This window comes from Nitrospira sp., from assembly GCA_029194665.1.
Taxonomy (GTDB): domain Bacteria; phylum Nitrospirota; class Nitrospiria; order Nitrospirales; family Nitrospiraceae; genus Nitrospira_D.
The window spans coordinates 130,047-155,388 of sequence record JARFXO010000004.1 but is presented as its reverse complement, the minus strand read 5'-3'; the positions used below and the strand labels follow the sequence as shown (position 1 = coordinate 155,388).

The 25,342-nt window shown below is 55.7% G+C and carries 31 protein-coding genes; 21 read left to right on the top strand and 10 right to left on the bottom strand.

Going from position 1 to position 25,342, the window contains the following annotated elements:
- Positions 1–2: 2 nt before the first annotated feature.
- The gene (locus tag P0119_14090) at positions 3–599 is read right to left on the bottom strand and encodes a hypothetical protein (GenBank protein ID MDF0667191.1); all 597 of its coding nucleotides are present in this window, start codon (positions 597–599) and stop codon (positions 3–5) included.
- A 171-nt stretch (positions 600–770) separates the two neighbouring features.
- On the opposite strand from P0119_14090, the gene P0119_14085 reads away from it, so the two are divergent.
- The 4 genes from P0119_14085 (at position 771) to P0119_14070 (ending at position 3,583) form a co-directional block, all read left to right on the top strand.
- Entirely contained in the window at positions 771–1,493 is a 723-nt protein-coding gene (locus P0119_14085; GenBank protein MDF0667190.1) for a chlorite dismutase family protein, read from the top strand.
- A 166-nt stretch (positions 1,494–1,659) separates the two neighbouring features.
- Entirely contained in the window at positions 1,660–1,878 is a 219-nt protein-coding gene (locus tag P0119_14080) for a hypothetical protein (protein ID MDF0667189.1), read from the top strand.
- A 53-nt stretch (positions 1,879–1,931) separates the two neighbouring features.
- Positions 1,932–3,113, top strand: coding sequence for a hypothetical protein (locus tag P0119_14075; GenBank protein ID MDF0667188.1), 1,182 nt, complete (start codon positions 1,932–1,934; stop codon positions 3,111–3,113).
- A 50-nt stretch (positions 3,114–3,163) separates the two neighbouring features.
- Positions 3,164–3,583 (top strand): hypothetical protein, encoded by a 420-nt coding sequence (locus P0119_14070; GenBank protein ID MDF0667187.1) that lies wholly within the window; start codon positions 3,164–3,166, stop codon positions 3,581–3,583.
- A 188-nt stretch (positions 3,584–3,771) separates the two neighbouring features.
- Here P0119_14070 and P0119_14065 read toward each other — a convergent pair whose 3' ends face one another.
- Entirely contained in the window at positions 3,772–4,635 is an 864-nt protein-coding gene (locus P0119_14065) for an SDR family oxidoreductase (GenBank protein ID MDF0667186.1), read from the bottom strand.
- 337 nt (positions 4,636–4,972) lie between these two features.
- On the opposite strand from P0119_14065, the gene P0119_14060 reads away from it, so the two are divergent.
- Positions 4,973–5,185 (top strand): type II toxin-antitoxin system HicB family antitoxin, encoded by a 213-nt coding sequence (locus P0119_14060; GenBank protein ID MDF0667185.1) that lies wholly within the window; start codon positions 4,973–4,975, stop codon positions 5,183–5,185.
- On the top strand, positions 5,182–5,397 hold the full coding sequence (locus P0119_14055; GenBank protein MDF0667184.1) for a type II toxin-antitoxin system HicA family toxin: 216 nt from the start codon (positions 5,182–5,184) through the stop codon (positions 5,395–5,397). Before P0119_14060 ends, P0119_14055 begins: the two co-directional genes overlap by 4 nt.
- A 428-nt stretch (positions 5,398–5,825) precedes the next feature.
- Here the strand turns inward: P0119_14055 and P0119_14050 are convergent, their stop codons facing one another.
- Genes P0119_14050 through P0119_14040 form a run of 3 tightly spaced genes read right to left on the bottom strand, consistent with a single transcriptional unit; the run spans position 5,826 to position 7,288 of the window.
- Positions 5,826–6,512, bottom strand: coding sequence for a hypothetical protein (locus tag P0119_14050; GenBank protein MDF0667183.1), 687 nt, complete (start codon positions 6,510–6,512; stop codon positions 5,826–5,828).
- Positions 6,513–7,034 carry a thermonuclease family protein gene (locus P0119_14045; protein MDF0667182.1) on the bottom strand — a complete coding sequence of 174 codons (522 nt, stop codon included), beginning with the start codon at positions 7,032–7,034 and terminating at the stop codon, positions 6,513–6,515. It abuts the gene before it with no gap.
- A 14-nt stretch (positions 7,035–7,048) separates the two neighbouring features.
- Positions 7,049–7,288 carry a hypothetical protein gene (locus P0119_14040; GenBank protein MDF0667181.1) on the bottom strand — a complete coding sequence of 80 codons (240 nt, stop codon included), beginning with the start codon at positions 7,286–7,288 and terminating at the stop codon, positions 7,049–7,051.
- 84 nt (positions 7,289–7,372) lie between these two features.
- Between P0119_14040 and P0119_14035 the strand changes: the two genes are divergently transcribed.
- From P0119_14035 to P0119_13995, 9 genes are all read left to right on the top strand, one after another.
- Positions 7,373–7,564, top strand: a complete 192-nt coding sequence (locus P0119_14035) for a hypothetical protein (GenBank protein ID MDF0667180.1) — start codon at positions 7,373–7,375, stop codon at positions 7,562–7,564.
- Between the two features lie 312 nt (positions 7,565–7,876).
- A complete protein-coding gene (lexA, locus tag P0119_14030; GenBank protein ID MDF0667179.1) occupies positions 7,877–8,422 on the top strand; it encodes a transcriptional repressor LexA in 546 nt (181 codons plus the stop codon).
- Positions 8,423–8,452: 30 nt separating this feature from the next.
- Complete coding sequence (locus P0119_14025) at positions 8,453–9,637, top strand: hypothetical protein (GenBank protein ID MDF0667178.1); 1,185 nt, start codon at positions 8,453–8,455, stop codon at positions 9,635–9,637.
- Positions 9,638–12,676: a DNA polymerase III subunit alpha gene (locus P0119_14020; GenBank protein MDF0667177.1), complete on the top strand. Its 3,039-nt coding sequence runs from the start codon at positions 9,638–9,640 to the stop codon at positions 12,674–12,676.
- Positions 12,677–12,758: 82 nt separating this feature from the next.
- Positions 12,759–13,604, top strand: a complete 846-nt coding sequence (locus P0119_14015) for a DUF72 domain-containing protein (GenBank protein ID MDF0667176.1) — start codon at positions 12,759–12,761, stop codon at positions 13,602–13,604.
- A gap of 419 nt (positions 13,605–14,023) precedes the next feature.
- Positions 14,024–14,200 carry a hypothetical protein gene (locus P0119_14010; protein MDF0667175.1) on the top strand — a complete coding sequence of 59 codons (177 nt, stop codon included), beginning with the start codon at positions 14,024–14,026 and terminating at the stop codon, positions 14,198–14,200.
- A 381-nt stretch (positions 14,201–14,581) separates the two neighbouring features.
- A complete protein-coding gene (gene radC, locus P0119_14005) occupies positions 14,582–15,025 on the top strand; it encodes a DNA repair protein RadC (protein ID MDF0667174.1) in 444 nt (147 codons plus the stop codon).
- A gap of 10 nt (positions 15,026–15,035) precedes the next feature.
- Positions 15,036–15,386: a hypothetical protein gene (locus P0119_14000; GenBank protein ID MDF0667173.1), complete on the top strand. Its 351-nt coding sequence runs from the start codon at positions 15,036–15,038 to the stop codon at positions 15,384–15,386.
- Positions 15,387–15,876: 490 nt separating this feature from the next.
- Positions 15,877–16,695 (top strand): LuxR C-terminal-related transcriptional regulator, encoded by an 819-nt coding sequence (locus P0119_13995; GenBank protein MDF0667172.1) that lies wholly within the window; start codon positions 15,877–15,879, stop codon positions 16,693–16,695.
- Between the two features lie 55 nt (positions 16,696–16,750).
- Here the strand turns inward: P0119_13995 and P0119_13990 are convergent, their stop codons facing one another.
- From P0119_13990 to P0119_13975, 4 genes are all read right to left on the bottom strand, one after another.
- Entirely contained in the window at positions 16,751–17,392 is a 642-nt protein-coding gene (locus tag P0119_13990) for a response regulator transcription factor (protein ID MDF0667171.1), read from the bottom strand.
- Positions 17,393–17,395: 3 nt separating this feature from the next.
- A complete protein-coding gene (locus P0119_13985; GenBank protein ID MDF0667170.1) occupies positions 17,396–18,991 on the bottom strand; it encodes a hypothetical protein in 1,596 nt (531 codons plus the stop codon).
- Positions 18,992–19,533: 542 nt separating this feature from the next.
- Entirely contained in the window at positions 19,534–20,655 is a 1,122-nt protein-coding gene (locus tag P0119_13980; protein ID MDF0667169.1) for an IS3 family transposase, read from the bottom strand.
- 32 nt (positions 20,656–20,687) lie between these two features.
- The gene (locus P0119_13975) at positions 20,688–20,954 is read right to left on the bottom strand and encodes a transposase (protein ID MDF0667168.1); all 267 of its coding nucleotides are present in this window, start codon (positions 20,952–20,954) and stop codon (positions 20,688–20,690) included.
- Between the two features lie 281 nt (positions 20,955–21,235).
- On the opposite strand from P0119_13975, the gene P0119_13970 reads away from it, so the two are divergent.
- A complete protein-coding gene (locus tag P0119_13970) occupies positions 21,236–21,850 on the top strand; it encodes a tetratricopeptide repeat protein (GenBank protein MDF0667167.1) in 615 nt (204 codons plus the stop codon).
- A 348-nt stretch (positions 21,851–22,198) separates the two neighbouring features.
- Here the strand turns inward: P0119_13970 and merR are convergent, their stop codons facing one another.
- Positions 22,199–22,597, bottom strand: coding sequence for an Hg(II)-responsive transcriptional regulator (gene merR, locus P0119_13965; protein MDF0667166.1), 399 nt, complete (start codon positions 22,595–22,597; stop codon positions 22,199–22,201).
- Positions 22,598–22,608: 11 nt separating this feature from the next.
- On the opposite strand from merR, the gene P0119_13960 reads away from it, so the two are divergent.
- The 5 genes from P0119_13960 to merA are packed head-to-tail and all read left to right on the top strand — an operon-like array spanning position 22,609 to position 25,188.
- The gene (locus P0119_13960) at positions 22,609–22,773 is read left to right on the top strand and encodes a hypothetical protein (protein MDF0667165.1); all 165 of its coding nucleotides are present in this window, start codon (positions 22,609–22,611) and stop codon (positions 22,771–22,773) included.
- Between the two features lie 7 nt (positions 22,774–22,780).
- Positions 22,781–23,167 (top strand): mercuric ion transporter MerT, encoded by a 387-nt coding sequence (gene merT / locus P0119_13955; protein ID MDF0667164.1) that lies wholly within the window; start codon positions 22,781–22,783, stop codon positions 23,165–23,167.
- A 12-nt stretch (positions 23,168–23,179) separates the two neighbouring features.
- Positions 23,180–23,458: a mercury resistance system periplasmic binding protein MerP gene (merP, locus tag P0119_13950; GenBank protein MDF0667163.1), complete on the top strand. Its 279-nt coding sequence runs from the start codon at positions 23,180–23,182 to the stop codon at positions 23,456–23,458.
- 8 nt (positions 23,459–23,466) lie between these two features.
- Entirely contained in the window at positions 23,467–23,712 is a 246-nt protein-coding gene (locus P0119_13945; GenBank protein ID MDF0667162.1) for a hypothetical protein, read from the top strand.
- 39 nt (positions 23,713–23,751) lie between these two features.
- Complete coding sequence (merA, locus tag P0119_13940; GenBank protein MDF0667161.1) at positions 23,752–25,188, top strand: mercury(II) reductase; 1,437 nt, start codon at positions 23,752–23,754, stop codon at positions 25,186–25,188.
- Positions 25,189–25,342: the final 154 nt, after the last annotated feature.

The window sequence follows — 25,342 nt, the reverse complement described above, 5'->3', positions numbered from 1 at the left end:
GGCTAATCAATGTCGGTGAAATTGAGCGAGAAGCGGACCTCGCCACCGCTGGCGGGAAATACAATGATCGTTGTCTGCGCATGCGGATCAAAATCGACATAGCTGAAGGAGGCTACGACTTTTGCCTGAAATTTTGGAGATTTTGGCCATACCGAACTCCGACCGGCTTGGCCATCGGCCCGTACAGTGACGGGCTTGACTATCCTTCCCCCTTGGTCGAGAACAACATAACTGTTTACAGCAAATGAAGGACTATCCCCAAGGATCACCGCGCTCACAAGCATCGTCGAGGCCTCAGTCACTTGTGCAATATCGGCTGCGCTCGGTTCAAGCCCCCGTAAGGCCATGTGTGTTGCCATGACCGACAATCCTCCGAGTTTCGTGACAAGAAACCCCGCGGGATGCAGATCATCGGCGCTTCCGAATCGAACATAAAACGTCTCGGGAGCTTGACGATGCGCCGCTGCCTCCTTCCCTCGGTCGAGTGCCAGCTGCACTTGTGCCTGTGCCGGCTGCACTTCAATCGCGGCAGACGGACAGGCGAAGCCGAAGGTCCAGACCGCCACGATCCACAGGGACCAGTACAGAGGAGATTTCATAGGACTGCGAGTAACAGAACCCTAGTGGCCTGTCAATGAATAGTCTTTCACATATTCTTTCCGCCTTGCTCTCCCGTTGACAAGACCAAAGGGGAAATGCTAAACGAAGAAAAACTGAAGAAGTGTTTCCTTTTAGTCTATCTAATAAAGGAACTTTGAAAGGAGTTTTGAATGTCGACCCAGGATGCTCCTGCTGGTACCTCGACGCCTCGGCGCCAGTATGTAAACTTTGTTTTTTATAAAGTGGACCCGGCCTGGCGGCGCCTACCGGAGGATGTGCGCACTCAGGGCAAACAAGAGTTTCTCCGAGCCGCGGAAGATTTCAACGGCAAAGTGCTGGTGGTCCCCTATTCCACCATCGGCATCCGGGGGGACTGCGACTTCATGCTGTGGCGTATCAGCTACGATCTCGACCTGTTCCAGGACATGGGCACCAAGATCCTCGCCTCCGGCCTCGGACAGTACCTCTCCACCCCCTATTCCTACTTGGCGCTGACCAAACGGTCCGTCTATGTCGACCACCACTCGCACGCGGGACAGGAAGGGAAACGTCTGACGGTGGTGCCGGGAAAGAGCAAGTATATCTTTGTGTATCCGTTTCTCAAGACCAGAGAGTGGTTTCTACTGACGAAGGCGGCACGGCAGGGCATGATGGACGAGCACATCGAAGTGGGGCATCGGTTTCCGTCCGTGAAGCTGAACACGACCTATTCGTTCGGTTTGGACGATCAGGAATGGGTCGTGGCGTTTGAGAGCGATAAGCCGGAGGATTTTCTGGACTTGGTGATGGCGCTCCGGGAGACCGAGGGATCGCGATATACCCTGCGGGACACCCCGATCTTCACCTGCATCCGACGCAGTCTCAAGGAAACCCTCGACACCCTCGGCGGCTAGATATCCGGATCAGCGCGAGTGCTAGGGTCTTCGATCATGACGATCGAAGACCCTTTGTTTTTGGCGGCAACGAACTCATCGCACGGCAGCCTGCCGGGTGCCTCTGGCGCTTTGACAGCCCGACGAGGCCTATGTTACCTCTACAATGTCACTTGCTGGAGTATCAATGGCTGATACCACCTCTCTCTATGCCGTGCGCTTTCCCGATGGCTCAGTAAGCCTCTACATCGATGAACAATATGCCCAAGAGCGAGGGATCGATCCTTCCCGGCTTGTGAGGGTCGAAATCCCACGAGAAATGTTCGTCAGCGGCAGCGTACAGGACATCCGTGAATATGTGGCGCTCCAATTGGAGCAGCAGCAACAACGCACCGGAACAGCATAGCTGCTGTTTGCGAAATTTTGAGAAGGGTCGAGGTTGCGGCTGACAAAGGCACTATGGCACAAGCACTGGTAAGCTCCCCGTTGACAACCGAGATGATCGAGGAGGTGATCGCCGGCCTGCCGATCCAAGGCCGCATTATCCTCCGGCTCCTGTTAATTCAGTACCTGGACATCACTCACGAGGAAATCCTCTATATGGTGGCGGACAGACCGGACCCTCGATGCGTGTCCGGCAAGAAACCTGTCACGACGATGACGCAGGAATCGATCACGGCGATGATCGAGCGCCGAAATGAATACCGGCGGCGCGCGCGACTTCGCCGAGAACGAACATGGCTTCAGTGTGTTGCTCTCACCAATCAGGCTCATATGGCAAGAGCGCTGGCCAGCCGGGCTGCCGCGCTGCTGAGCGCGCGTGGAGTATCCTCAGAGACCATCGAACGACTCAGAGGGCAAGCTCGTTCGGCCGTCCCGGCGACGACATTGCGACTCTTGGAGGACAGTTGGGACCGAAATGAGATCTCTGCGGAGGAATATCAGAAACATCGATTGGTCGTTGAGATGCAGACGCAACTTCGCTTCGTCGAGCGGTTCAAGAAACGTCTGGAGCTGGCACAGCGTGAGCAGCGCACGTCGGATCGTACAACCTTGGCTGATCATGAGATCGGTCATATTTGGGGAATCCCGGCCGGCACCTTGGCGGCCCGCAAGGTGAAGTTCTTGGCGCAGTATCTCACCCTTCTCCAATCCAAATGCTCAGGCGTTGCGGCAGAACCTGGAAGGAGAGTCTCCCTTGATCTCTGGAATGAAACCATGCAGGTTCTGTCTCGTACCCCCATCGAACGATCGATAGCCACCTATGATGGTCTTGAGGGGACTGAGTCGGCCTTGCTCGAAAAACTCACGGCCTATGCTCAGATTCGAATACCGGAGACCACTGAAACGAAACTTTGGAATTCGCTCGTGTTTGGAGCCAGTTCCAACGCCATGCACAGCGAAACGACCCGGACATTGTTTGGTCTCCAGCGGCTGGTCTCTGTACAAAAAGATTTGGACCACAGCGACGAGGCGTTGGATGAAGAACTCCTCAAACGCACGACGCGCATTTCGAAGGAGTCGGAGTCGCTCACAACAGACCACCAGGCCGGCCCCTCCGAGCTGACGGAGCTGCAGCAACACATTCTTCGAAGTTTTACCGGAGAAGACAGCAGCGGCAGAGCTTCCGACAAATGGTAAACTTTCCTGGTTGCCAATCACCGGCAGTTCGGTATAATTGCTCAGTCACAATGACTACACAGCCTGCCATCCAACGAACCGCTTTTGCGTCGGCGGTTGTCTGCTTTCTTCTCCTGCTGCCCATGAGTCCGTTGCCGGCCTCAGCTGCTGGCCTGATCGAGATTGCAGAGCTTTTGGCACATCCCGAACTATACGATCACCAAGATGTCGTCGTCACAGGAAAGGTCATGAACGTACAGTTGGCGACGAATCGCCAGGGACAGCCAGCTTATGGCTTCTTGCTGCAGGACCAGGCCGGCACTCTCAAAGTCGTGAGCCTTGGGCAACTGGAAGTCCACGAGGGTGACCAAGTGATTGTGGAGGGTGTCTTCAGTCGCCTCAGACAAGTCGGCCGCACCATCGTTTACAATGAAATCAAGGCTCTTTCTGTAAAACCTCTGACTCGCCTCAATCCGGATTTCGTCGGCTGATTCGTCACATTCCTCGTCTGCATGGCACCTTCCGACCGGTCTGAAATGCAGCAGCCGTTCTCTCAAAAGCGGACAGGGCACCGTTGAACATCTCGTCGAGGAATCGCAGATCGAGGGGGAAAGTGATCACGTCAAACGATCGGAAGCGACCGGATGCTCGGTCCCATGAGGCAGGTTTGCTTGGTCATTCAGTGTGGAAGCTTTAAAATCCAGGTGAGTATCCGATCTGATATCCGATCGGAAAGAAGTCTCACCATCAGCGCGCGAAACTTTGCATCGGTTCCAACGAGATATCTCGTTCTGGGAGTCGGCGCGATCAACGCCTCTTCGACTACTTTCGCGACCGCATCAGGCGAGATCGCTCGCTTCGACGCTTCTCCAACCACCTTCCTCACAGCGGCTACAAGAGGCTTATAGAGCGTTCGAAGTTCGGCCTCTATGGCCGTCTCTCTCTCAACAGCCTCTATGGCCGATTTGTTCCAAATGGGCGTGGCGATCGCACCCGGCTCGATTATTGACACATGGATCCCCCATTGTTGGACTTCGAGGCGTAGCGCGTCGGTCATCGCTTCCAGTGCGAACTTCGATGCTGAATAGGGACCCATAAGCGGCATCGTTGAGAGTCCTGCGATCGAACCCATGTTGACGATCCGTCCCCGTGCCTGCCGGACTAAGGGCAGAAATGCCTGGATGACTGCCACCTGCCCGATGACATTCACCTCAAGCTGCCGTCGGAGATCGGAGATCGGTACGGCTTCAAGCGGCCCCACCACCGCAATTCCGGCATTGTTAATGAGTCCATATAATCCGCGCGCCCTCGTCGCTTCTAGAACTACCGCGTGGGATTTCTGAATGGTGGTGAGATCCGTTACATCGAGTTCCAACAGCACCAGCCGATCGGAACTTGCCTTTTGAAGGGACTCGCCGTCTTCCGGTTTCCGTACTCCTGCAAAAACGGTGAACCCCAATCGATCAAGATGCAACGCACAGGCCGCTCCAATTCCGGTCGAAGCGCCCGTGATGACCACCGCACGATTGTCTCCGATCGACATCTCGCTCCTTTTGACTCCCAGTCGGAGGACCATAACAGGTTTCGAGCGACTTCATCTATACAGTGAAACCGCTCGACGCTTGTATAAACCAATCTTCGGTGTATTCATCTGCCAATGGCATGAGCCGTTCGCAAGTCATTGCATCACCTATCACAGGGAATCGCGACAATTTGGGTCTCGGTGAACTTCGACCGCGCATGGGAACCTCCTGGCTAGGGTGGCTATTCTGTCAGAAAGTTCTCCTCTGTGACTGTGTCAACTTACGGTGAGCTTACAAACGCTGTCAGTTGCCTCTGCTTTGTACTACAATGACACGCATCGCCAGGAGGACTACACAATGCGGTACCGCGTCGTTCTTGAACAAGATGAAGATGGAATCTATGTAGCCGAATGTCCCTCTCTTCCTGGTTGTGTGAGCCAAGGGAACACACGGGAAGAGGCCTTGGCCAATATCAAGGATGCCATGGCAGGCTACCTCGAAAGCTTAAGAATCCACAATGAACCGATCCCTCCATCAATTTGGGAAGAAACCGTGGACATCGCACTGTGAGCACATTGCCTGTCGTATCAGGCCAAGAAGCGGTGAAGAAGGTCGGATATTTGGTGGATCACCAAACCGGAAGCCATATCATCTTGCGACAATCCAATCCTCCTTATCGGAGGCTCACCGTCCCTCATCACACCGAGCTGGCAAAAGGCACGTTACGTAGCATCATACGGCAAGCCGGTCTTACGGTTGAAGAATTTAGCGCGTTGTTGTGAATACGTCACGGCGCACATCACCGTTCACATCCGTTTTCTGTCGCGCACTCGGTGGACACCAGCCTCGGTCTTCAGCTATCATCCAATTCCTTCTCATTGATGTTGTGGCGGTGTAGCTCAGTTGGCAGAGCAGCGGACTCATAAACCGTTCCAAGCCCTCCAGACACCCCGCTAATTTTTCGCGATAAATCACCGTAAATTGGCTCCAGCCGCCACATTCAAGCTCAAATGCCATGCGCCTTTATCCGATCGATTCCGGTCGGTCTCGACCCATTTTGACCCTGCCGTGGGCATTTGGTGGACACTGCCGTGGAGGGCAGGAGCGCGCAGGTCAGCGGGAGTCCGACCTGTGGAGAAACCGAACTCACCCGCGAGGGCATACCCAGGCGGGCGACGTGCACAGGCAGTTCACAGCATAAGCTTCCCCGTCAAGGCAGAAGTTCCGGGAAGATTGCTAGATCATCCTCGCCAGCAACGGCGTCCGACATCCCGGTGAACATGATTAAATGAGTATTGTCAGGGAAGCCCATGGCTATGAACGAGTGTTCTGCTGCTTCTTGTAATTCACTCTTTGAAAGTAGCCCCTTGGATTCGGAATCGAAGACGACGACGAGGATCGCTTTGGAGCATCCATGGCTCGATATCGTCGCTTCAAGTTGAGCCTTCTTGTCCTCTACAAACCGCTTCCCGATGTACTCTTCCAGGTTGTAGCCGGGATACCGCCACCGATCCTCATTGGCTCGGAATACCTCAATTGCAAAAAGGTCACCCTGTCGCTTGGCTAATAAGTCCGCTTCTTTCCGATCCTGTCTCGAAGGCAGCGGAGTGGTCTCCACAAATCCGAGGTTCCGGAGTGTCACGACCGTCCTCATCACGCCGAAAAGAGACTGGAGACTATAGCGGTCTAGATTGTTTACTTCAAATCCGAGCCTGGGCAGAAGATCCACTGGCTTCACCAGAGTAATCTCAGAGACAATCCGAAACAGATCGTCGATTGCCCTCCACGTTTTCACTTCACCCTGGTTATTGAACGCCTCCATCAGCTTCTGTGATCGATATTCCAGCAATTGTTGCGGGATGTGCGGATAGTCCTGGCTCATCTTTGGAGTCACCATCTAACGCCGCTTCCGCCACTCCCCCGGCGGAATCGGGTCAGGATCGATCCAAAGGCCTCGCCTGGCTAGGCGCGCTTCATCCTCCAGGTCACCCAGACTGAAATCCTTCGAGTATTTCCGGTACCACCACGCGAGTCCGGCCTTGAGTAGCTCGTGATTAAGCACTCGGCCGTCCGGCAGCATCACGTCACCGATCGTCCGCCCATACTTATCGATACCCACCTCTCGTATCGTGACCGTCTTGCCAAACGCATGCTCGGCTGTAAATCGCTTGGCCACTGTCCCGAACGGCTGCCCTTTCTCAGGACAGTCGATCGCATTGAGCCGGATGCGCTTAGTAGTCCTGTCATGGAGCACATCGACCGTATCCCCATCGGAAACGCCGATCACCCGGCCGCTGAAGTCGGCGGACGAGAGGGATGCCCACAGCGTCAGGAGGCACACCGCAGCGATCAGACCGGTAAGCGCACGGTAAACCACCGGTATCTGATTCGAGGAACGAGCATCTGATTTGATTGCCATCGCTCTGTTTGGACTCAGGGTAATGAAACCGGCAGCAGGTCGGTAAATGCAGCGGTCCTGGGATCATAGACAAGGAGCCAGATCTCATCGAAGGTATCGAACGATGGAACGGAAATGTCGTCCGTAAAGATGCCGCCATCCTTTTTCACGAAGATCGATTGTGGGACAATGATCAGGAGAATGAGGCGTCCGTGGAAATCGTACTGGGCTACTGCACTGGCCTCCTGAGCTAGAATCTCGTTGAGCCTATCCATGCATATCATCACGTTCATGCCTTCATCGAATGCATTCGTGTGCTGCCCTAGGACCATTTCGCTGTGTACGGAGTCACCATAGAGATGGGACACTGCGATGCCGATGGTGGCGCCGGATTGACGGTCGCGGACAGTAAAGTCTGGTCCGTCCCTGTGTTTCAGAATCTCAAAATGGCTCCGGAGATACTCGTTATAGGCCTTGAGAAAGCCGGCGCAGGCGGCCTGCTCTATGCTCTCTCTCTCTCTCTCTCTCTCTCTCTCTCAGCCATTGCTTAGCTCTTGTGCGAAGAACGACGATACGGCGCTGTACACACTGGCACAGCCGGTTGCCGGCTACTTCTGTTTGGCGATGATTTGATCTTTGATCTAGTCATACGTCGCCTGCGGGATGATCTTCTACTGGACTAGCTCGTCTTTCCGCTTGTAGGGACGCCCCTTGACCACAAACGGCAACGGAGGATAGCGTAGTATTCAAGACCGCACAAGTCAGAATGAACGACGTCTGATTTCCGCTGAAAGTCTTTTGGCCGGGTTTGACCGAATGAAGCCCTTGACAACCGGCCCTTTCTTAATGTATCCATTGGATACATGACGCCACGTGAACTGAGAAAAGCCAGAACAGCTCTCGGGCTGACCCAGCAGCAGCTAGCTGACGAGCTGCAGTTAAAGCGCTTGGCCATCACCCGCTATGAGGTAGGAACCCGTCGCATTCCCGGTCTGGTCGAGGTCGTCATCAAGCATCTCACCGCGCCGACCAGGATTCCCCTCGTCGGAACCGTCGCTGCCGGAACCCCCCTTGAAGCCATTCCGCAGACCGAAGTGGTCGAGGTGCCGCCGAGCATGGTCGGTCGGCGAGACACCTTCGCCCTTCGTGTGAAGGGGGACTCCATGCGGGATGAAGGGATCCTGCCCGGTGATGTGGTGGTGGTACAGAAACAGGCCACGGCGCGGAATGGCCAGACGGTGATTGCCCTGGTGAATGGGGAAGCCACGATCAAAACGTACCACCGCAAGAACGGGGCTGTTGAGCTGCATCCCGCCAACGAAAGCATGAAGCCGATCGTGGTGACGGAGACCGATACCTTCCACATCGAGGGCATCGTGGTGGGTGTCATCCGTCACTTAAGGAAATAGGTGCTCCATCGAACACGCTGAGTCCGCACCATGGACCGTCAGATTGTCTGCTTTGCCATTCCGTCGTTTGAAGTCGCGCTGGCTCGCCTGAACGATCCTGCTCTCCGCACCCGACCAGTCGCCATTGCCCCACTTAACACGCCTCGCGCACTGCTTCGTGAAGTCTCGATAGAGGGAGAGCAGGACGGCCTCCATGCCGGGATGCCCCTCGAGCACGCTCGTCGCTTGTGTCCCTCACTGCATGTGCTTTCGCCCAACCTATATCGAGTCCGCAGTGCAACCCAACTGCTCCTCAGCGTAGTTACGCACTATGCGCCCGTGTGGGAACCCTCTCAGCCGGGGTCCTTCGTGATGGATGTGACAGGAACGGCAAGGCTCTTCGGGCCTGCTTGTGACGTCGCCGCGAAGTTGCAGCAAGAAGTCCTGGAACGCCATCAACTCGACGGTATGGCCGGAGTGGGGAGCAACAAACTTGTGGCTCAGACGGCAGCGACATTGATTGAGCCCTCCGAGCTATGCGAAGTCCGGCATGGGTCCGAGCGCGTCTTCATGTCCCCGCTTTCCGTGCGACTGCTGCCAGGACTTCATCGACCTTGTCTGCGCAAGGTCCTGGAGCGGCTGGACGACCTCAATCTCCTCACCTTGGGAGATGTGGCCGACAGTCCGCTCGATGCATTGGAACTCGTCCTGGGCGACTACGCGGGGCAGCTCTCCCGATGGGCACAAGGGATCGATCATGTCCCTGTGCTACCTCCGGCTATCCAGCCAAGTCTCGAAGAGACCGCCACCCTCGACCCGGATGAGGTCGATGACCCTCTGCTCTGGGGACGCCTCTTGGATATCCTGCAATGCCTCTGTCGCATGCTGCGGAGTCAACGGCGTGCCTGCAGCAATCTTTCCCTCACGATCCGCTACAGCGATCAGGTCGAGGTCACGAAGCAGGAGCGCGTCAGGCCGGAGACCTGCTGGGAATGCGATCTCTCGCCCGTGCTCTCTTCACTCTTCCGGCGATGCTTCCGTCGTCGGGTCCGTCTCCGCCAGATGGCGGTAAGTATGACCGGCCTGACGGCCTATGCTGAGCAAGTCTCCCTCTTCGATGAGCTGCCAGTTGACGAACACCAACGGCGTCAGCAAACACAAGCCCTTGCCGTGGCCCTCGACATGCTCCATGCCCGGTTTGGAGAGCAGGCCATTCACTATGGGAGGAGTCATTGAATGCCATCCGCCTTCATTCACTTGCACGCCCATTCGTCCTATTCCCCCATGCAAGGGGTGCCCACCTTGGAGGCACTCTGCGAGGCCACGCGCATGCAAGGCCAAGACACACTGGCCCTCACCGACACGAATGGGCTCTACGGAGCCATTAGGTTTCTCGATGTGGCGAGAGAGACAGGACTCAAGCCCATCTTGGGCGCTGAACTGGTTCAGGAATCGCACCGTGCAGTGCTGCTGGCGAAGACACCGGCTGGCTATGCGAATCTCTGCCGTGTCCTCTCTGCTCGCCACTGTGACGAGTCATTCGACTTCACCGGCGCGGTCACTCGGCATCGAGGCGGGTTGGTGATCCTCTCGGATGACCGCGCCGCCCTGACAGCCTGGAGTCAGGACTCGGAAGAGGACCTCTATGTTGAGCTGACGCCTGACCCAACGATGCACGAGGCCGTCGCGTTCAGCCGGCAGCGCGGGCTTCCGCCTGTGGCGACCGCTCGGGCCTCTTTCCTTCGCCCAGCTGACTACCACGCGCACCAGCTGCTTCGTGCCATTGCGGAGAATACGACCCTCTCTCGGCTCCGTGCGGATCAATGCTGTGCGCCGTCGCAGTGGCTGATGCCCGAGAAAGTCCTTGCCCGGTACTTCCCTCATGTCCCCGAAGCCCTCACGAACACTTGTCGCATTGCGGAAGCCTGCTACACCAACTGGGACTTCAGGGAAATGATCTTCCCCTCCTTCCGTCGGCTCTCCGCGGGTGCGGCCTTCGAGAGGTTACGAACGAAGACCTGCGAGGGAGCGCGCTGGCGCTATGGCGACCTGTCTGACGAGGTGAAGCAGCGGATTGAGAAGGAGTTGAGAGTCATCCGGGAGAAAGGCTATGCCGACTACTTCCTCATCGTCGATGAGATCGTGCGACAAGCGCCACGAACTTGTGGCCGAGGCTCAGCGGCCGCGTCCATCGTGTCGTACTGCCTTGGGATCACGCACGTCGATCCCATTCGACACCACCTGCTCTTCGAGCGATTCCTCAACCCAGGCCGGCACGATCCACCGGACATCGATATCGACTTCCCGTGGGATGAGCGACCGAAGATTCTCGAGTGGGTGTTCGCCCACTACGGGCAACATCACGCGGCGATGGTCGCCAACCAGAACACTCTGGCGACTCGGGCCGCCATACGAGAGATCGCCAAGGTATACGGGATCCCTGCGGAAGAGATCGGCAAGGCCCTGACCATAGTTCAGCGACGAGCCGACTTTGTGGACGTGATACCTGGGATGACCGTGAAGACCTGGGCGACGCAGGTCTGCGAGGCACTTCGTCTGAGAGCCCCGTGGCCGGAGATTCTGTTCTGGTCCGTTCAGCTCCAAGGGCACTTCCGTAATCTCGGTCTCCATCCAGGAGGAGTGGTGCTGGTGCCTGACGAGATTCGTCGCTATGTGCCGGTGGAAATCTCTGCCTCCGGCCTACCGGTGATCCAGTGGGAGAAGGATCAGACGGAAGAAGCCGGGTTGGTCAAGATCGACCTGCTCGGCAATCGTTCGCTCGCTGTGATTCGTGATGCTCTGGCTGCGATCCAGCAGAACACCGGTCGAGTGATTGACTATGCGACCTGGGACCCCATCAGCGATCCGGGCACGAACGAGCTGATTCGACGAGGAGACACGATGGGCTGTTTCTACATCGAATCACCGGCGACACGGCTTCTGCTCAGGAAGCTGTGGACAGGCATGCCTCCTGCCAGACGAGCGGAGGCTGATGTGTTCGAGTACCTCGTTGTCATCTCCTCGATCATCCGTCCAGCCGCCAATGTGTTTGCGGATGAGTTCGTGCGTCGCGCCCACGGACGTCGTTACAAGTCTCTCCATGCGGTGTTGGATGATGTGCTCGCCGAGACACATGGCATCATGGTCTACCAGGAAGACGTGATGAAGGTCGCTGTCGCGTTAGGTGGGTTCACTGTTGAAGACGGAGATCAACTCAGGAAGGTCTTGAGCAAGAAGCATAAGCAGCGACAGCTCCGTGACTACCAGCGGCAATTCTATGCAGGCGCATCGGCACGCGGCCTGCAGCGATCTGTCATTGACCAAATCTGGGCCATGATTATGAGCTTCGCGGGCTACAGCTTCTGCAAACCTCACAGTGCCAGCTACGCTCAGGTGAGTTTTAAGTCCGCATACCTGAGGGCTCACTATCCCGCCGAGTTCATCGCCGCCGTGGTGAGCAATCAAGGCGGGTACTACTCGACCTTCGCCTATCTGTCCGAGGGGAGACGCATGGGTCTCACGATCCTCCCGATTGACATCAACGCGAGCGAGTGGGCGTACACTGGATCGGGCAAGACGCTTCGCGTAGGGCTGATGCAGATCAAGTCCCTCCACGAAGGCCTCGCGAAGCGGATCATTACGGAGCGAGAGGCGAACGGTCCGTACCGGTCGCTGCGTGACTTTCTGGACCGTGTTCAGCCCGATGTCGCCCAAGCGAAGCTCCTGATCAAGGCGGGTTGTTTCGACTCGATTGCAGGGGAACTCACCCGACCGGCACTGCTCTGGAGATTCTTCGCCTCGCAGGCTGCCAAGCCGCCGCGCTACCTGCCGATTCCCCCTGAGTATTCCTTCAAACAGAAGCTCGCTCACGAGCTGGAACTATTCGGTTTTCCGTTGAGCTGTCATCCCTTGGATCTCTTCAAGGACGTGCTCGCTCGCATCCCACATATTCCTGCGAAGAACCTGGCTCAGCACGTTCGCAAAGAGGTCACAGTGATTGGTTGGCTTGTCACCGAGAAGATCATTTCCACAAATAAAGGCGATCCGATGGAGTTTGTCACCTTCGAGGACGAGACCGGACTCTACGACGCGACCCTGTTCCCCGACGCCTACCGCCGGTACTGTCATCTGTTGGCAAGGAACCAGGCCTATGTGGTGACCGGACTAGTGGAAGAGCAGTTCTCCACCGTCACCTTGACCGCCAAAGAACTCAGGCTGTTGGCGAGCCGTGACACAGCCCCTGATATCGAGCCCATTGAGGAAGTCGTCGGATAGCCGTACACTCGTGGCCATGCTGCTCTCCCCGCTGATCCGTTTTGGCACTAGCACGTGGACCTACGAAGGTTGGCAGGGCCAGGTGTATAAGCGAGAGTACGCGAAGAGCAGATTCGCTCAGGAGTGTTTGGGTGAGTACGCCCAGTACAAGTACAGGGATGAGCCACTCTTCAGGACCGTGGGCAACGACGCGACGTTCTATCGACCGCCCACGGCGAATCAACTTCGTCGCTATCTCAATCAGATTCCTCAAGACTTTGAGATGTGCTTCAAGGTGTGGGAAGAGATCACGATTCCGAGCTATGCGAAACAGGCGCGGTACGGAGCCAAGGCAGGCCAGTCCAATGCTCGGTTTCTCGATGCGACGCTCTTCAACGAACTGGTGCTCACGCCGTACCGGGAGGCGAAGTTCGAGCCGCATGCTGGGCCGTTCCTGTTCGAATTTCAGCGACACGGGATGTCTTCGGACGAGTTCTGCTCACGGCTGGATGGGTTCTTCGGGCAGCTTCCCAAGGACTTTCGCTATGCCGTCGAAATCCGTAATGCCGGTCTGCTTGGTTCTGAGTACCACAAGGTCCTCGAGGCGCACGGTGTCTCGCATGTATATAGCCATTGGAGCTACATGCCGCCATTAGCTGAGCAAAGCAAGCGCATGGGAAGCTTCACTGCACCGTTCACGGTGCTTCGCCTCCTCACGCCGCTGAAGATGTCCTACGAGCAAGCTAAGAAACGAGCCGAACCGTACACGAAGATCATCGAGAAGCTACCGGAGATGCGTCGGGATACGGTGGAACTGGTGCGCCAGGCCGTGAGAGAAGAGCGCAGAGCCTATGTGCTCGTGAACAACCGCGCCGAGGGCAATGCACCCATGACGATCCAGGCGCTGGCAGATCGGTTCCGCGAAGGCGATTCACCGAGCGGTGACTAGCCGGCGTCTTCCCTAAGGCCGTGCTGCCAGCCGAGCCGCCCCTATTCCACAAACGGCTTCTGTCCCTCTCTTGTGCTGCAGACGACGCGGCAACCACGCACTGCGCTAGGATTCTTCTGCCGGTCAATGACTTCCTTCATCGAATGACCGAATGGGCTACATACGTTAGCACTCGCCCCGGAGGCGGAGTTCCCGATATTAGCTCGCGCAGCAGCTCGACCTGTTCATCCGTTGGCCGATGCATCGTCCAGCATTCCACGCCGTCGATCTCGGTTGCATTGGCATCCGAAGGAGGGTCCGGAGGACTCGTGTATTTCTTTGAGTCCTTCCTCCTGAATTTCCAAGCCCTCCCTGTCCAAACATAAATGTCTCGACTCCAGCTTCCTGGAGCATCAGAACTCTCCCGAAAGATGCTCGCCGTGAAGGTTCCCCTTTCGTCGCATAGGACGACCCATCGCGTCTTTTATACCAGAATCACGTCCATCGTGATCGCAGGCCTGACAAACTCAGGACTCGCGGTCGTCGCGTTAGTGATGGACCAGGAGAAAGACACGATGGAAGGATTTTGCTCAGCCATGTGCTGCGTGACCTTTTGAAACATGTTCTCAGGCAAGACGGGACAGGTCTAGATGGAGCCGCAACGAGCTAACACAGGTATCGTGGACGGGATTGTAATTCGCCCTGAAACTGTCTGACAGATTAAGTCCAGCGCTTTACTCATCACTCAGGCCGCCGCGCCGACTTTAACATCGGGCAGTAGTGTGCAATCGCGAAGCTCCCTCAACAGATTTACTCTCTGTTTTGATCTGGCCCTCCTGAATATCTGGAGAATGATCGCCATACCGTTCCGACCTTCGTATCAATGATTGTTTCAGGCCCGTCGAGCCTGCCCAACAATTTCCCTTTTCATGGCTCTGAGACCGACCGTTTCTAAGACTCACCAGTGCCATCTGTTTCACTGTTCGGAGAGAAAAGAGATGCGCTCCTACTCACCTCCTCGTTATCGTGTCATGCTGGTCAAAGAATCAGGAGCAACCGCCGGTGACGTCCGGATCAGCGATTCAAATAAAGCGCACCGGTTTCTCGCTCCGCTCTTCGATGGACTCGATCGCGAGCATTTCATGGTCGTGGGCCTCGACGCGAAACATGCGGTCATCGGGATCAACACCGTCAGCATCGGATCAGTCACCCTGAGCATCGTCCATCCCCGCGAAGTGTTCAAACCCATGATCCTCATGAACGCTAGCGCGGTCCTCCTGGCGCATAACCATCCCAGCGGTGATTCGACTCCCAGTCAAGAAGATCGCGCCCTGACTCGGCGCCTTAAAGAGGGCGGCGACCTGCTCGGGATCGCCGTGCTTGATCATGTTGTGCTGGGCGAGGACCGGTACTACAGCTTTGCCGACCACGGGGGACTATAGGTTTGAAGGCATGACCGCCGTGGAGAACCTCACAGTTGTTTCCCTGGCTGGTTGGCTAGCGTTGACGTTCAGGAAAGTTATTCAGGGGTGTGAAAGGAGTGCTGGGATTGTAGCGAATAATCGGGGTCAACGGATTGTTCGGGTCGTACTCGTTGAGCGGATTTGCAGGATTCTCCGGATCGACACTTTTCATGGAGTTGAATGGGTTCCTTGGATCAACCGAATTGATCGGGTTCAGGGGATTGTCGGGGCGCAGTCAATTGATCGGATTGAAAATGTCGTAGTCGCGCTCGTATTTCTCGTCAAAGCCGACCTCGGCGGAGGCTGGAACGGCTATGAAGAACCGACTGAGGAGCCATAGCATCCACATGGTGAGCCTCCAGACAGCTGGACAGCACGTAATGCCGCCCTCCTCCCAACCTAGAAGACACCATAATCGAGTCAGTGACTCACATGCCCAGGAATGGTGACACCATTCCTTCTCCAACGCCTTAGGACTGTCACACATTTACTTTCCCGAGGTGTGCTTGAGTTGTTGTATGCCCCTTTTCGCTTAGCGAAAGGCATTTCCTTCTTTCCGGAACAGCAGCTTACCTGCCTCCCGGATGTGGCGAGATGGCAAGCCAAACCCTTCAGTTCCTTGGCTGCTTCGTTCGAATTCAGCTTACCGTCCTGCCTCGACTGTTCTGCCATTGTATCAACCCCTCTTTCACGCCCCTCCCCCACCCCTAGACCTCAGACTCTTAGCCCTCTAATTAATTCTGGACAAGCAATCCCCCCCTTTGGAGGGAGGTATTACCCTGCAAATCGACTATAGTCAAGCATCCTGGTCTACGATAGGATTCATTACTATGTATATCCACTCACAGTCCAGGCCATTTCCGTCTCATCTCTTCATCGGGTTTTCCAAACGGGAGCTCCAGCAAACACTTGAAATCGTCCATTACTGTTACACCTCCCAAACCAATGAAGACACGCATCGTGCGCTGACACTTGCTCAGACTCTCTTGCCATGTGACAAAATTGTGGCAGCCTCCGGTCCACTCTCCCCTGAAGGCCTCGATCAGGATCACGCCAATGTCATCAATATTTCCTATCCTCTCCCCTGGCTGGAACGGTATCTCAACAATCGCTACATCGGGATTGATCCAGTCGCACTCACGTGGATGAGGAGTCAACAAACAACCGTCTGGAATCACACGATCACGAAACAGAGTATGGTAATCGAGCAAGAGTTTATGGAAGAAGCACGGGGATATGGAGTTGCGAACGGAATTATCGGCGGAACGATCGATCCTCGATCAGGACGAATCAGTTTCGTCGCCTTCGCCGGAGGAACCGACAAAGACAATTTCCGGTATAAAGACATGGCCGACTACATCAGTTCATGTCTGCATGACGCCCTGACCAAGAACATTCCTGTGCCTACCAACGAGTCCATTGCAACGGCACCACTAAAACCTCGAGAGACAGAAGTTCTCATGTGGATCGAAGAGGGAAAAACGACCTGGGAAATCGCCAGGATCTTAGACATCACCGAACGAACGGTTCGATTTCATGTAGAGGAGATCTTCAAAAAGCTCAACACGACAACTCGTGCCCAAGCGATTGCCAAAGCGCACAAAGGAGGGCTGCTTCCCTCCCCCCACGGCATGGCCTCAGCGGGATGAGAGTCGGACTCCATTCAGAAGCGAGTCCTCCTCCCACTGTTATCACCACAACCTGTTACGTGATGCCCCGCACCAATGCGAACTTCAGTAAATCGGCGTTCGTCGAGAGTTGTTGAGATTTCATCATCCTCGCTTTGTGGTACTCAATCGTTTTGCGGCTTAAACGAAGTGCTGTCGCAACCTCTTCGATCGAATGACCACGAGCCAAGAGTCGTAACACTTCGACTTGGCGTGGAGTCAGCGAATGCGTGCCTACCCCTTCCGTAGTCGATTCTCCTAGTAACGCACCACCCCCGACTGTCGGGCTCACATACGCATTCCCTTGAAACAACTGTGTGAGGGCCTGACCGATCTCTGTCGGATCACAGGTTTTCGTGAGATAGGCATTGCCACCCGAGGCAAACGCACGAGCGACATAGTCAGCTTCTTGATACATGGTCACGAAAAGAATCTTCACCATAGGTTGAATCGCTCGAATTTGGCGGGCGGCTTCAAAGCCATTGAGCTTCGGCATAGAAATATCTATAAAGACGAGATCGGGTTGAAGCTCACGGACCTGTGCCACCAAGTCTTCACCATTCGTGGCGACTCCTGCCACCTCAAATCCTTCCGGCGCAGCAGACAAACGGAGGTCCAGAACGTGTTGGCGCATGCCTTGTGCCATAAAATAGTGATCGTCAGCAATCACAACGCGCATAAACTATTCCCATGCTTTCCTTTTGTGTGGAACCATGACGTCTATCCGTGTTCCCGTTCCACAGCACTCGCCAATTGACAACGCCCCACTGACTAACCGAATGCGTTCCTCAATACCAATGAGACCGATCCCCGCCACCTCCTTTCGTACCTTTTCCCTATCAAACCCAACCCCATTGTCTTCTATACGCACTCGAAGCCCATCCGCTTCCATGAACAGCGCAACTGCAACCCGGCTGGCTTTCGCATGTTTCTCAACATTACGCAATGCCTCTTGAATCACACGATAGATCGTCGTGCTGACAAGAGGACACATCTCGGGCACGCTCTCTCCTGCCACGCGCACCTCAACGGGACACTTCAAGCGATTCGCATATTCCGCAGCCAACCGCTTGACAGCCGCCACCAGGCCCAAATTCGTCAAAACGGCTGGATGCAACTCATGCGCTTTTGAGCGAGACCAGGTTGACAACACATCCAGTTCTTCTCGGAACCGGCCGATACTGTCGAGCAATTGATGCTGATCCTGAGGAGGGGCGGCAAGAAGACTCCCCATGTTAAACATAATGCTGCCAATCTTCGAGCTCAGTTCGTCATGTAAATCAAGTGAGAGTTGACGACGATAGCTGTCTTCCGACGTAAACAATCGGCTCGTGAGGGCGCGCAACTCTTGTGTCGTTCGCTCGATATGCTCTGCCTGTTCTCGCCCTAAACGATCGTAGAGATCGAGAATACGCTCATGTCCTCGCCTCTGCGCTTCCAAGACCAGACGGGACGACAAATCGTTCCTGCCATTCCCCTTCAGGGACTCTCCATCACGGAGATGCTCTTCGATAAACGCGAGATCGGAGTTGAGAAACGTCAGGTACACGCTCAGCGCAATCACCCGAAAATGGTTGGCGGCCGCAGGAGGAATGTGGACGGCCGAAAAGAGCACTGCGGCAAAGGCCTCACCAGATGGGAGTCGCCCACCGAAACCAATCACCGATTTCACCCCATACTGTTGAACAAATTCCGCCTGCGCCGGAATAAACGGATGCCCTAACGCCTCTTCAATATGAAAGACATTGAATGCCCGATCCAAATCACTCAACAAGAAAGCGGCATCGTGTTGCTGCGCCGAGAGTGACCCAATCTCGAGTTGATCGAGAAGGTAGGAAAACATCGGCATCCGGGTATTAAAACCAGGGCTCTCAAGCGGCACGCAGCCGAAGCGCGTAGACAGGCGAGGATGACACCAAAAATGAAACTGACCACACGAGCCCATCAATACACAACATCGCGCCTGACGAGACAGTTCATACGCTCCCGCCATCCCCTCCGCCATGATTTTCAAATGAGGCTCCAGCGTATCAAGAGGCCGCGTGACAAAGACGCGTGACAATAACAGTGCAGGCGCACCCGTTGCAGGAACACGGAAATGATCGTACAAATATTCGGACAGCAGCTGAGAGACCGTCTCGACTGAAGCGGCACCCGTTCCGAAACGGATTATGCGCGAGGCACACTGGGTAGCCTCTCGAAGCGTCAATGCCGAAGGATCACTGTGTGTGTTTTCCGACATCGGCTCAGTCTGCTTCATCGAACCCGATGTTCTCATGTCATCCCCACATACAACAGGTGGAATCAGGTTCAAACAACTGGGAGCACCTTCGGAAAATGTGACGACCGCAGACTCCATAGAAAGAAAAATAACCTGGCAGGGTGGCCAGGGGCCACTGGTCATTTGACCAGTTCCCACAGAAGACTACCAGGTGAATAACCCTGGGGGCGAATTGTAGTTAGCAATCAGAATACACCACCCCCTTGTCCCAGGAATTGATGAGCAGTCTTCCTAACCCCCTAGTAATAGGATGGCATTCGAAGATTCAGAACGTTGTGCGTTTGAGCTGTCTCCGATTGGGAGGAGCTTACACGGGTACGTCGGCCGGTCAATCCACACTTCACCAGCAGAATCGGCATTATCATGATGCTGGAGGGCCTCAAGAAATTCAAAGGCTTTTAATTTATTAAACCAGTGAGAGAAGGAAGCGCTCTACAATGAAAGATACTCCAAGTACCCCGTTTGCCATTCCCCGTTACTCGGTTGGATTGATTCGCGAAGGAACTATCCCGATAAGAGCCTACCCGACGATCAACTGCTCAAAAGAGTTTGCAGATGTTTTCGGGGCAATGTTCGAGCAGTATGACCGAGAGCATTTTGCAATCGCCTGCATTGATGCCAAACACAAAATTATCGGGTTTCACACAATCGCCATCGGAACGCTCACGATGGCTCTTGTCCATCCTCGAGAAGTGTTCAAGACCGCTATCCTTCTTTCGAGTGCAGCCTGCGCTCTTTTTCACAATCACCCATCGGGCGACCCCACACCAAGCCGAGAAGATCGTGAACTCACAAAACGACTCGAACAAGCTGGAGAAGTGCTGGGCATTCACGTCCTCGATCACATCATCTTTGGAATACACGGCCGGTTTTATAGCTTTGCCGACCAAGGACTTCTTACCCCTCACTCCACTTCGTAATATGGTGCTGTGTGTCCGCTCCTCATTGTACTCTCGCCGCCAAGCCTCAATCACGACCTGGGCTTCTTGTAACGTGAGAAACCAGTGCTCGTTCAAGCATTCATCTCGAAACTTGCCGTTGAAGCTTTCAATAAACGCATTCTGGACCGGCTTCCCGGGTTGGATGAAGTGCAGGCTCACCCCGTGCTGACCAGCCCACGCATCCAACGCCGTCCCGGAGAATTCCGGTCCGTTGTCCAGGATCACGGTCTCCGGTAACGGCCGTCCCGTAAAGAGCCGGTCCAGAATGCGGCAGACCCGCTCCCCACCAATGGAGGCATCCACTTCAATCACCGGCACTTCCTTCGAGCAGAGATCGGTCATCGTCAAGCACTTGAACCGCCGGCCATTGGCCAGCCGGTCATGGACAAAGTCCATCGCATAACAGAGTCCAGGCTGGCTGGGCAGCGGCAGCGCGACGCGGGGAACCGCCGTGGCCTTCGTCCGCGCCCGACGGCGCAACGAGAGGCCCTCCTCTCGATAGATCCGCTCGACCGTCTTGTGATTCACCCGCCATCCTTCCCGCCGCAACCGCACATAGATGCGGGGGCCCCCGTACCGCCGCTTGCGCTCCGCAATCTCTCGGATCTTCGTCCGCAGCTCGCTGTCGTCCCGTCGCCGACTGCGGTACCGTAACGTGTTCCGATCCAGGCTCACTAACCGGCACACTCGCCGCTGGCTGAGCCCAAAGCGTGCGACGATCCCCTGTGCCGCCGCCCTCTTCGCCTTGGGCCTTACCAGTTTTTTGCGGTGATCGCTTTCAGCGCCTGGATGTCCAGCGCTTGCTTCGCCACCATCTGCTTCAATCGCCGGTTTTCTTCTTCCAGTTGGCGCAGCTTCTTCACGTCGCTGACTTCCAGGCCTGCGTATTTCGTCCGCCACTTATAGAAGGTGGCATCTGAGATGCCGTGCCTCCGGCACAGGTCCTGGACACTGACCCCGGCCTGGGCGTCCTTCAGCACCGCAATGATCTGCTCCTCCGTATGCCGTTTTCGAGTCATGGGCCTCCTCCTTTCGGCCCATCACAGCACAGTCGGACTTCCTAACCAATGGTGTAGTTTTCGGGGGGAAGGTCAACAGCAGCGCCCTCACTCCTTTGTCTCGTTCCGCTTGTAGCAGGATTCAGTCATGAACCAGACCACACGACGGCACAATCATGGGTCAACCAGGAGATCAATAGGGGTGCCCCTCCTAACTATCAGACTCCATGAGAGAAAGTGCTATCTCGTATAACTTCAATGTAAGCAGGCATTCCTGTAACTTGTGTAGAAAGGATGGACCCATGCGCCCGCTGAAACCCTCAATGTCTTTGATCGCGTTCACCATCCTGGTTAGTCTTCCCGGACTTGGACAAGCACAATTCTCCGAGTTGCCTGCAATCAACCGGTGTCGAGCAGAAATCGATACGGCCCATAGTCGTTCAAGCCTCTATCAGATCTGGCTGCAGCGCGCAGCACAGAACAACGCCCTTGCTTGTTTTTGCCTCTCCTATACGCCCAGCGACAAAGAGAATGTCCCACTCGCCTGGCTTGAACAAGCGGCCAAGTTACGACTCCCAGACGCACAACTTCTGATGGGCGCGAATTATGAAGTAGGCCTCAACTTCCAACAGGATTTCAATCAGGCGATGTTCTGGTATCGAGAAGCGGCCAATCAAGACTTCCCCTACGCGCAATACGAACTTGCATCAATCTACTTCGAAGGTCGAGCTGGGCAAACGCGTAATGCGAAAGAAGCTCTCTTCTGGGGACGACTCGCAGCCCGACACCAATTCCATTCTGTCGATGAACTGATCGAAAAGAGCAAAACACAGCTGAACAGAGAAGACATTCAGACTATAGAACAAGAAGTCAGCAAATGGGTCGCAAGACGAATACGCCAAACCGGGAAATCGTAAAGAACAATCCTGGAGCCCCTGCTCTAAGCTCCGTGTCCCTTCTCCCTAGTATTCAGGATCCAAATGTTGCCGCACAGTGGAATCCTCTTGGCAACGGCCTCTTGTCTCCTCTCACGATATGGAGCGACAGCCCGGAAATCGTTACCTGGTGATGTCGGTGCAATAACGTTCTTTGGGCCTATCGGGTTAACTCCGAAGGCCACCCATCCACGACCTGACCACATACAAGATATTGTATGGCTCGCGGTCAGCCCGATAGGCACAACGTTCTTATCAGGCATAACAGGAATCAAATTTTTTGGGCCAAGGGCCTGGCGTGCTGGATCGCTTCGCAGATGAAGGGGAAGCTTAATCCTGTTCGAGCACCTGAATGATCGGACAGCCTTTCGCAGGTTGTTTCCTATCGCACTGCTGAACCAGACTGGCCAACGCTTTCCGCATCGCCGCGAGGCCCGTCAGTTTCTGGTCAATCAGCCGCATCTTGTGGGAGGCCAGGGCCCGGGTCTCCGCACAGGCACGAGCTTCTTCCAGCCGTAGCAGTTCGGCGATTTCCTCCAACGTGAACCCAAGGACCTGCGCCCGTTTAATGAAGCGGATGTGTTTCACGATGTCCGCCGGATACCGCCGATAGCCCATGTGCGGCTTGTCCGGCTCGGCCAGCAGTCCCCGTCTCTGGTAATAACGGATCGTCTCGACATTCACCCTAGCCAGCTTCGCCACTCGGCCTATCGTTAATTCTGAAGCCATGAAGATTCCCCTTGATTCCGTACCGTAGTACGGAGTTTAGACTGGAATCAATGGGCAGCCTGGAGAAACAGGCCTGGCTTTATGGAGTGGAATCGTTGAGTGGGATCGTGCTGGCCGTCAATGACCCAGTGGTCTGCGGTGTCTGGCCGCTTGTACTGCGGGCGCTCGGAAAATAGGTGGTGCATGGAGAGGTTGTCCAGGTCGGAGAAAGAGAACCCTTGGTCTAAACCGAAAAATGCTCGCGGCGCCTTGGGTGTCGGCGGCCTCGCGGCGGTTCTCGCCTCGATCTGCTGTCTCGGCCCGCTTGTGTTGGTAGCGATTGGCTTCAGCGGCGCGTGGATCGGCAATCTGACGGTGCTCGAACCGTATCGCCCGATCTTTATCGGCGCAGCACTCGTGGCGCTGTTCTTCGCCTACCGGCGCATCTTCCGATCCGCGCAAGCCTGCAAGCCGGGAGAGGTCTGTGCCGTGCCGCAAATCAAGACAGCGCAGAAGATCATCTTTGTAATCGTGGCCGCACTGACGGGGATCGCGATTGCGTTCCCCTACATTCTGCCGCTGTTTTACTGAAAGGACAACGTCATGAAAAAGCTCATCACTCTACTCACCCTCTCGTCCGCCTTGAGCGCGCCCGCCTGGGCCGCCACGCAAACGGTCACCCTGTCGGTGACTGGTATGACCTGCGCGGCCTGCCCGATCACGATCAAGAAGGCGCTGAACAAGGTCGAAGGCGTCGAGAACATTGAGGTCAACTTGGAGAAGAAGGAAGCCGTGATTACCTTCGATGACACCAAGACCACGGTCGCGGCGCTGCTGGAGGCCACCAAGAACGCGGGCTATCCGTCCACCGTTCACCCGTAGGAGACGCAATGGACGCGAAAACACATAGTCACGAGGAGCCATCATGGTTGGGCCGATCGCTCATGGCGGTCGGTCTAAGCGGCGCCGCGCTTGCAGCACTCTGCTGCGTGGCGCCGTTTATTGTTGCCGGTCTGGTCACCGCTCTTGGCCTTGGGTTCATTCTCAACGATGCCCTATTGATAGGCCTTCTGGTGGTGTTCATCGGAGTGGCCGCGCTGAGCTACTACTTTGTGCGGCGCCAGACGTGCGCGTGACCTGAAAAAAATGCCCGGACAGCAAATCGAAAAGGAGAAATGATGGCAGAGGAATTTGACCTTGTGATTCTCGGCTCCGGATCGACGGCGTTTGCTGCTGCGCTTCGCGCGGCAGAAAGAGGAAAAACGGCAGCCATGACCGAGATGCGAACGCTCGGTGGAACATGTGTCAACCGTGGCTGCTTGCCGTCAAAGAACCTCATCGAAGCCGCAAAAATCCTCTACGATGCGAAGAATCCGCGCTACCCAGGGCTCTCTCCAACCTCGATGAGCTTCGACTTCCGCGCGCTTATCGAGCAGAAGGATGCCGTGATTGAAGACTACCGGGGAAAGAAATATCAGAGTATTACCTCCAGCTCTAAAAACATCCGCGTTTTTGAAGGAGCTGCCCGCTTCAGCGGCCCCAATGAGGTGACAGTGAACGGGCAGGTTCTCTCAGCGCCTCGGTTCCTTATCGCGACTGGAACCGAGGCCACAGTGCCAGACGTTCTAGGGCTTCGTGAAACGCCGTATCTCACAAGCGATCTGCTCACCAGTCACGAAGACATCGAGCTCACAGAGCTTCCGGCGTCGCTCATCATCCTCGGTGGCGGCTACATCGCACTTGAGCTGGGCCAGATGTTTTCGCGCTTCGGCACCAGCGTCACGATTCTGGCACGCGGAGAGCGAATTCTTTCGGCCTACGAGCCGGAGATTGCGCAATCAGTGGCAGAGGTATTTCGTGAGGAGGGAATTGCCATCCATACGAAAGCCACGGTGAGCCGGGTGCATGGCGATGAACGCCACGTCGTCGTCACGCTACAGGTGGACGGGCGGCAGAAGGAACTGAAGGCCGCGAAGCTCCTTGTCGCCACGGGGCGCACACCGAATACGGAACACCTTGGGCTTGAATTTCCAGGAGTCGATTTGGATGCACGTGGCTTCGTGAAGGTCAATGAGGAGCTGCGCACTTCTGCCGGGCATGTGTATGCCGCCGGAGACGTGATTGGTTCCTACACTGGAAGCCAGATGGCGAGTCCTGTGGGGGCGCAGGACGGCGGGATTGCCGCCGAGAATGCTCTCAACGGCACAGGGGGCCATAAGGTAAACCACACCGTGATTCCGCGAGCGATTTTTACCGACCCGCAAGTGGGCGTAGTCGGACTTTCGGACACGGAGGCAAATGCTCGCGGGTACGAGTGCGATTGTCGCATTATTCCTATGTCCCTCGTTCCCAGAGCTGGGGCAGTCCGGGAGACCAGAGGGGTTCTGAAGATGGTTGCCGACCGGAAAACGAAGAAGGTGCTGGGGGTTTCAATGCACGGGATGAACGCTGCGGAGGTGATTCACGAAGCGGCGATGGGGCTTCGTTTTGGTGCGAGTATCGACGACTTCACACACATGCTGCACGTCTATCCCACAATGTCCGAAGCGCTAAAAATAGCCGCGCTGTCGTACACAAAAGACGTGTCGAAAATGAGCTGCTGTGCAGAATAGAGTACCGCTCATATCTGGAAAGCCCGAGTTCTCGAACACGTCTATTAATGACTCGATCGGTCAGGCTAGCCCAATTTGTAGCGCAGGAAGGAACCTGGAATAACTCTCGTATCTGATCCATTAGAATCCACCCTTGGACTTATCAAACCCGCCG

Bases quoted from the DNA above. Each gene is read 5' to 3' on its own strand.
- P0119_14090 (MDF0667191.1), bottom strand. From the start codon at position 599: ATGAAATCTCCTCTGTACTGGTCCCTGTGGATCGTGGCGGTCTGGACC.
- P0119_14085 (MDF0667190.1), top strand. From the start codon at position 771: ATGTCGACCCAGGATGCTCCTGCTGGTACCTCGACGCCTCGGCGCCAG.
- P0119_14080 (MDF0667189.1), top strand. From the start codon at position 1,660: ATGGCTGATACCACCTCTCTCTATGCCGTGCGCTTTCCCGATGGCTCA.
- P0119_14075 (MDF0667188.1), top strand. From the start codon at position 1,932: ATGGCACAAGCACTGGTAAGCTCCCCGTTGACAACCGAGATGATCGAG.
- P0119_14070 (MDF0667187.1), top strand. From the start codon at position 3,164: ATGACTACACAGCCTGCCATCCAACGAACCGCTTTTGCGTCGGCGGTT.
- P0119_14065 (MDF0667186.1), bottom strand. From the start codon at position 4,635: ATGTCGATCGGAGACAATCGTGCGGTGGTCATCACGGGCGCTTCGACC.
- P0119_14060 (MDF0667185.1), top strand. From the start codon at position 4,973: ATGCGGTACCGCGTCGTTCTTGAACAAGATGAAGATGGAATCTATGTA.
- P0119_14050 (MDF0667183.1), bottom strand. From the start codon at position 6,512: ATGGTGACTCCAAAGATGAGCCAGGACTATCCGCACATCCCGCAACAA.
- P0119_14045 (MDF0667182.1), bottom strand. From the start codon at position 7,034: ATGGCAATCAAATCAGATGCTCGTTCCTCGAATCAGATACCGGTGGTT.
- P0119_14040 (MDF0667181.1), bottom strand. From the start codon at position 7,288: ATGGATAGGCTCAACGAGATTCTAGCTCAGGAGGCCAGTGCAGTAGCC.
- P0119_14035 (MDF0667180.1), top strand. From the start codon at position 7,373: ATGGGACACTGCGATGCCGATGGTGGCGCCGGATTGACGGTCGCGGAC.
- lexA (MDF0667179.1), top strand. From the start codon at position 7,877: ATGACGCCACGTGAACTGAGAAAAGCCAGAACAGCTCTCGGGCTGACC.
- P0119_14025 (MDF0667178.1), top strand. From the start codon at position 8,453: ATGGACCGTCAGATTGTCTGCTTTGCCATTCCGTCGTTTGAAGTCGCG.
- P0119_14020 (MDF0667177.1), top strand. From the start codon at position 9,638: ATGCCATCCGCCTTCATTCACTTGCACGCCCATTCGTCCTATTCCCCC.
- radC (MDF0667174.1), top strand. From the start codon at position 14,582: ATGCGCTCCTACTCACCTCCTCGTTATCGTGTCATGCTGGTCAAAGAA.
- P0119_14000 (MDF0667173.1), top strand. From the start codon at position 15,036: ATGACCGCCGTGGAGAACCTCACAGTTGTTTCCCTGGCTGGTTGGCTA.
- P0119_13995 (MDF0667172.1), top strand. From the start codon at position 15,877: ATGTATATCCACTCACAGTCCAGGCCATTTCCGTCTCATCTCTTCATC.
- P0119_13990 (MDF0667171.1), bottom strand. From the start codon at position 17,392: ATGCGCGTTGTGATTGCTGACGATCACTATTTTATGGCACAAGGCATG.
- P0119_13985 (MDF0667170.1), bottom strand. From the start codon at position 18,991: ATGAGAACATCGGGTTCGATGAAGCAGACTGAGCCGATGTCGGAAAAC.
- P0119_13975 (MDF0667168.1), bottom strand. From the start codon at position 20,954: ATGACTCGAAAACGGCATACGGAGGAGCAGATCATTGCGGTGCTGAAG.
- P0119_13970 (MDF0667167.1), top strand. From the start codon at position 21,236: ATGCGCCCGCTGAAACCCTCAATGTCTTTGATCGCGTTCACCATCCTG.
- merR (MDF0667166.1), bottom strand. From the start codon at position 22,597: ATGGCTTCAGAATTAACGATAGGCCGAGTGGCGAAGCTGGCTAGGGTG.
- merT (MDF0667164.1), top strand. From the start codon at position 22,781: ATGGAGAGGTTGTCCAGGTCGGAGAAAGAGAACCCTTGGTCTAAACCG.
- merP (MDF0667163.1), top strand. From the start codon at position 23,180: ATGAAAAAGCTCATCACTCTACTCACCCTCTCGTCCGCCTTGAGCGCG.
- P0119_13945 (MDF0667162.1), top strand. From the start codon at position 23,467: ATGGACGCGAAAACACATAGTCACGAGGAGCCATCATGGTTGGGCCGA.
- merA (MDF0667161.1), top strand. From the start codon at position 23,752: ATGATGGCAGAGGAATTTGACCTTGTGATTCTCGGCTCCGGATCGACG.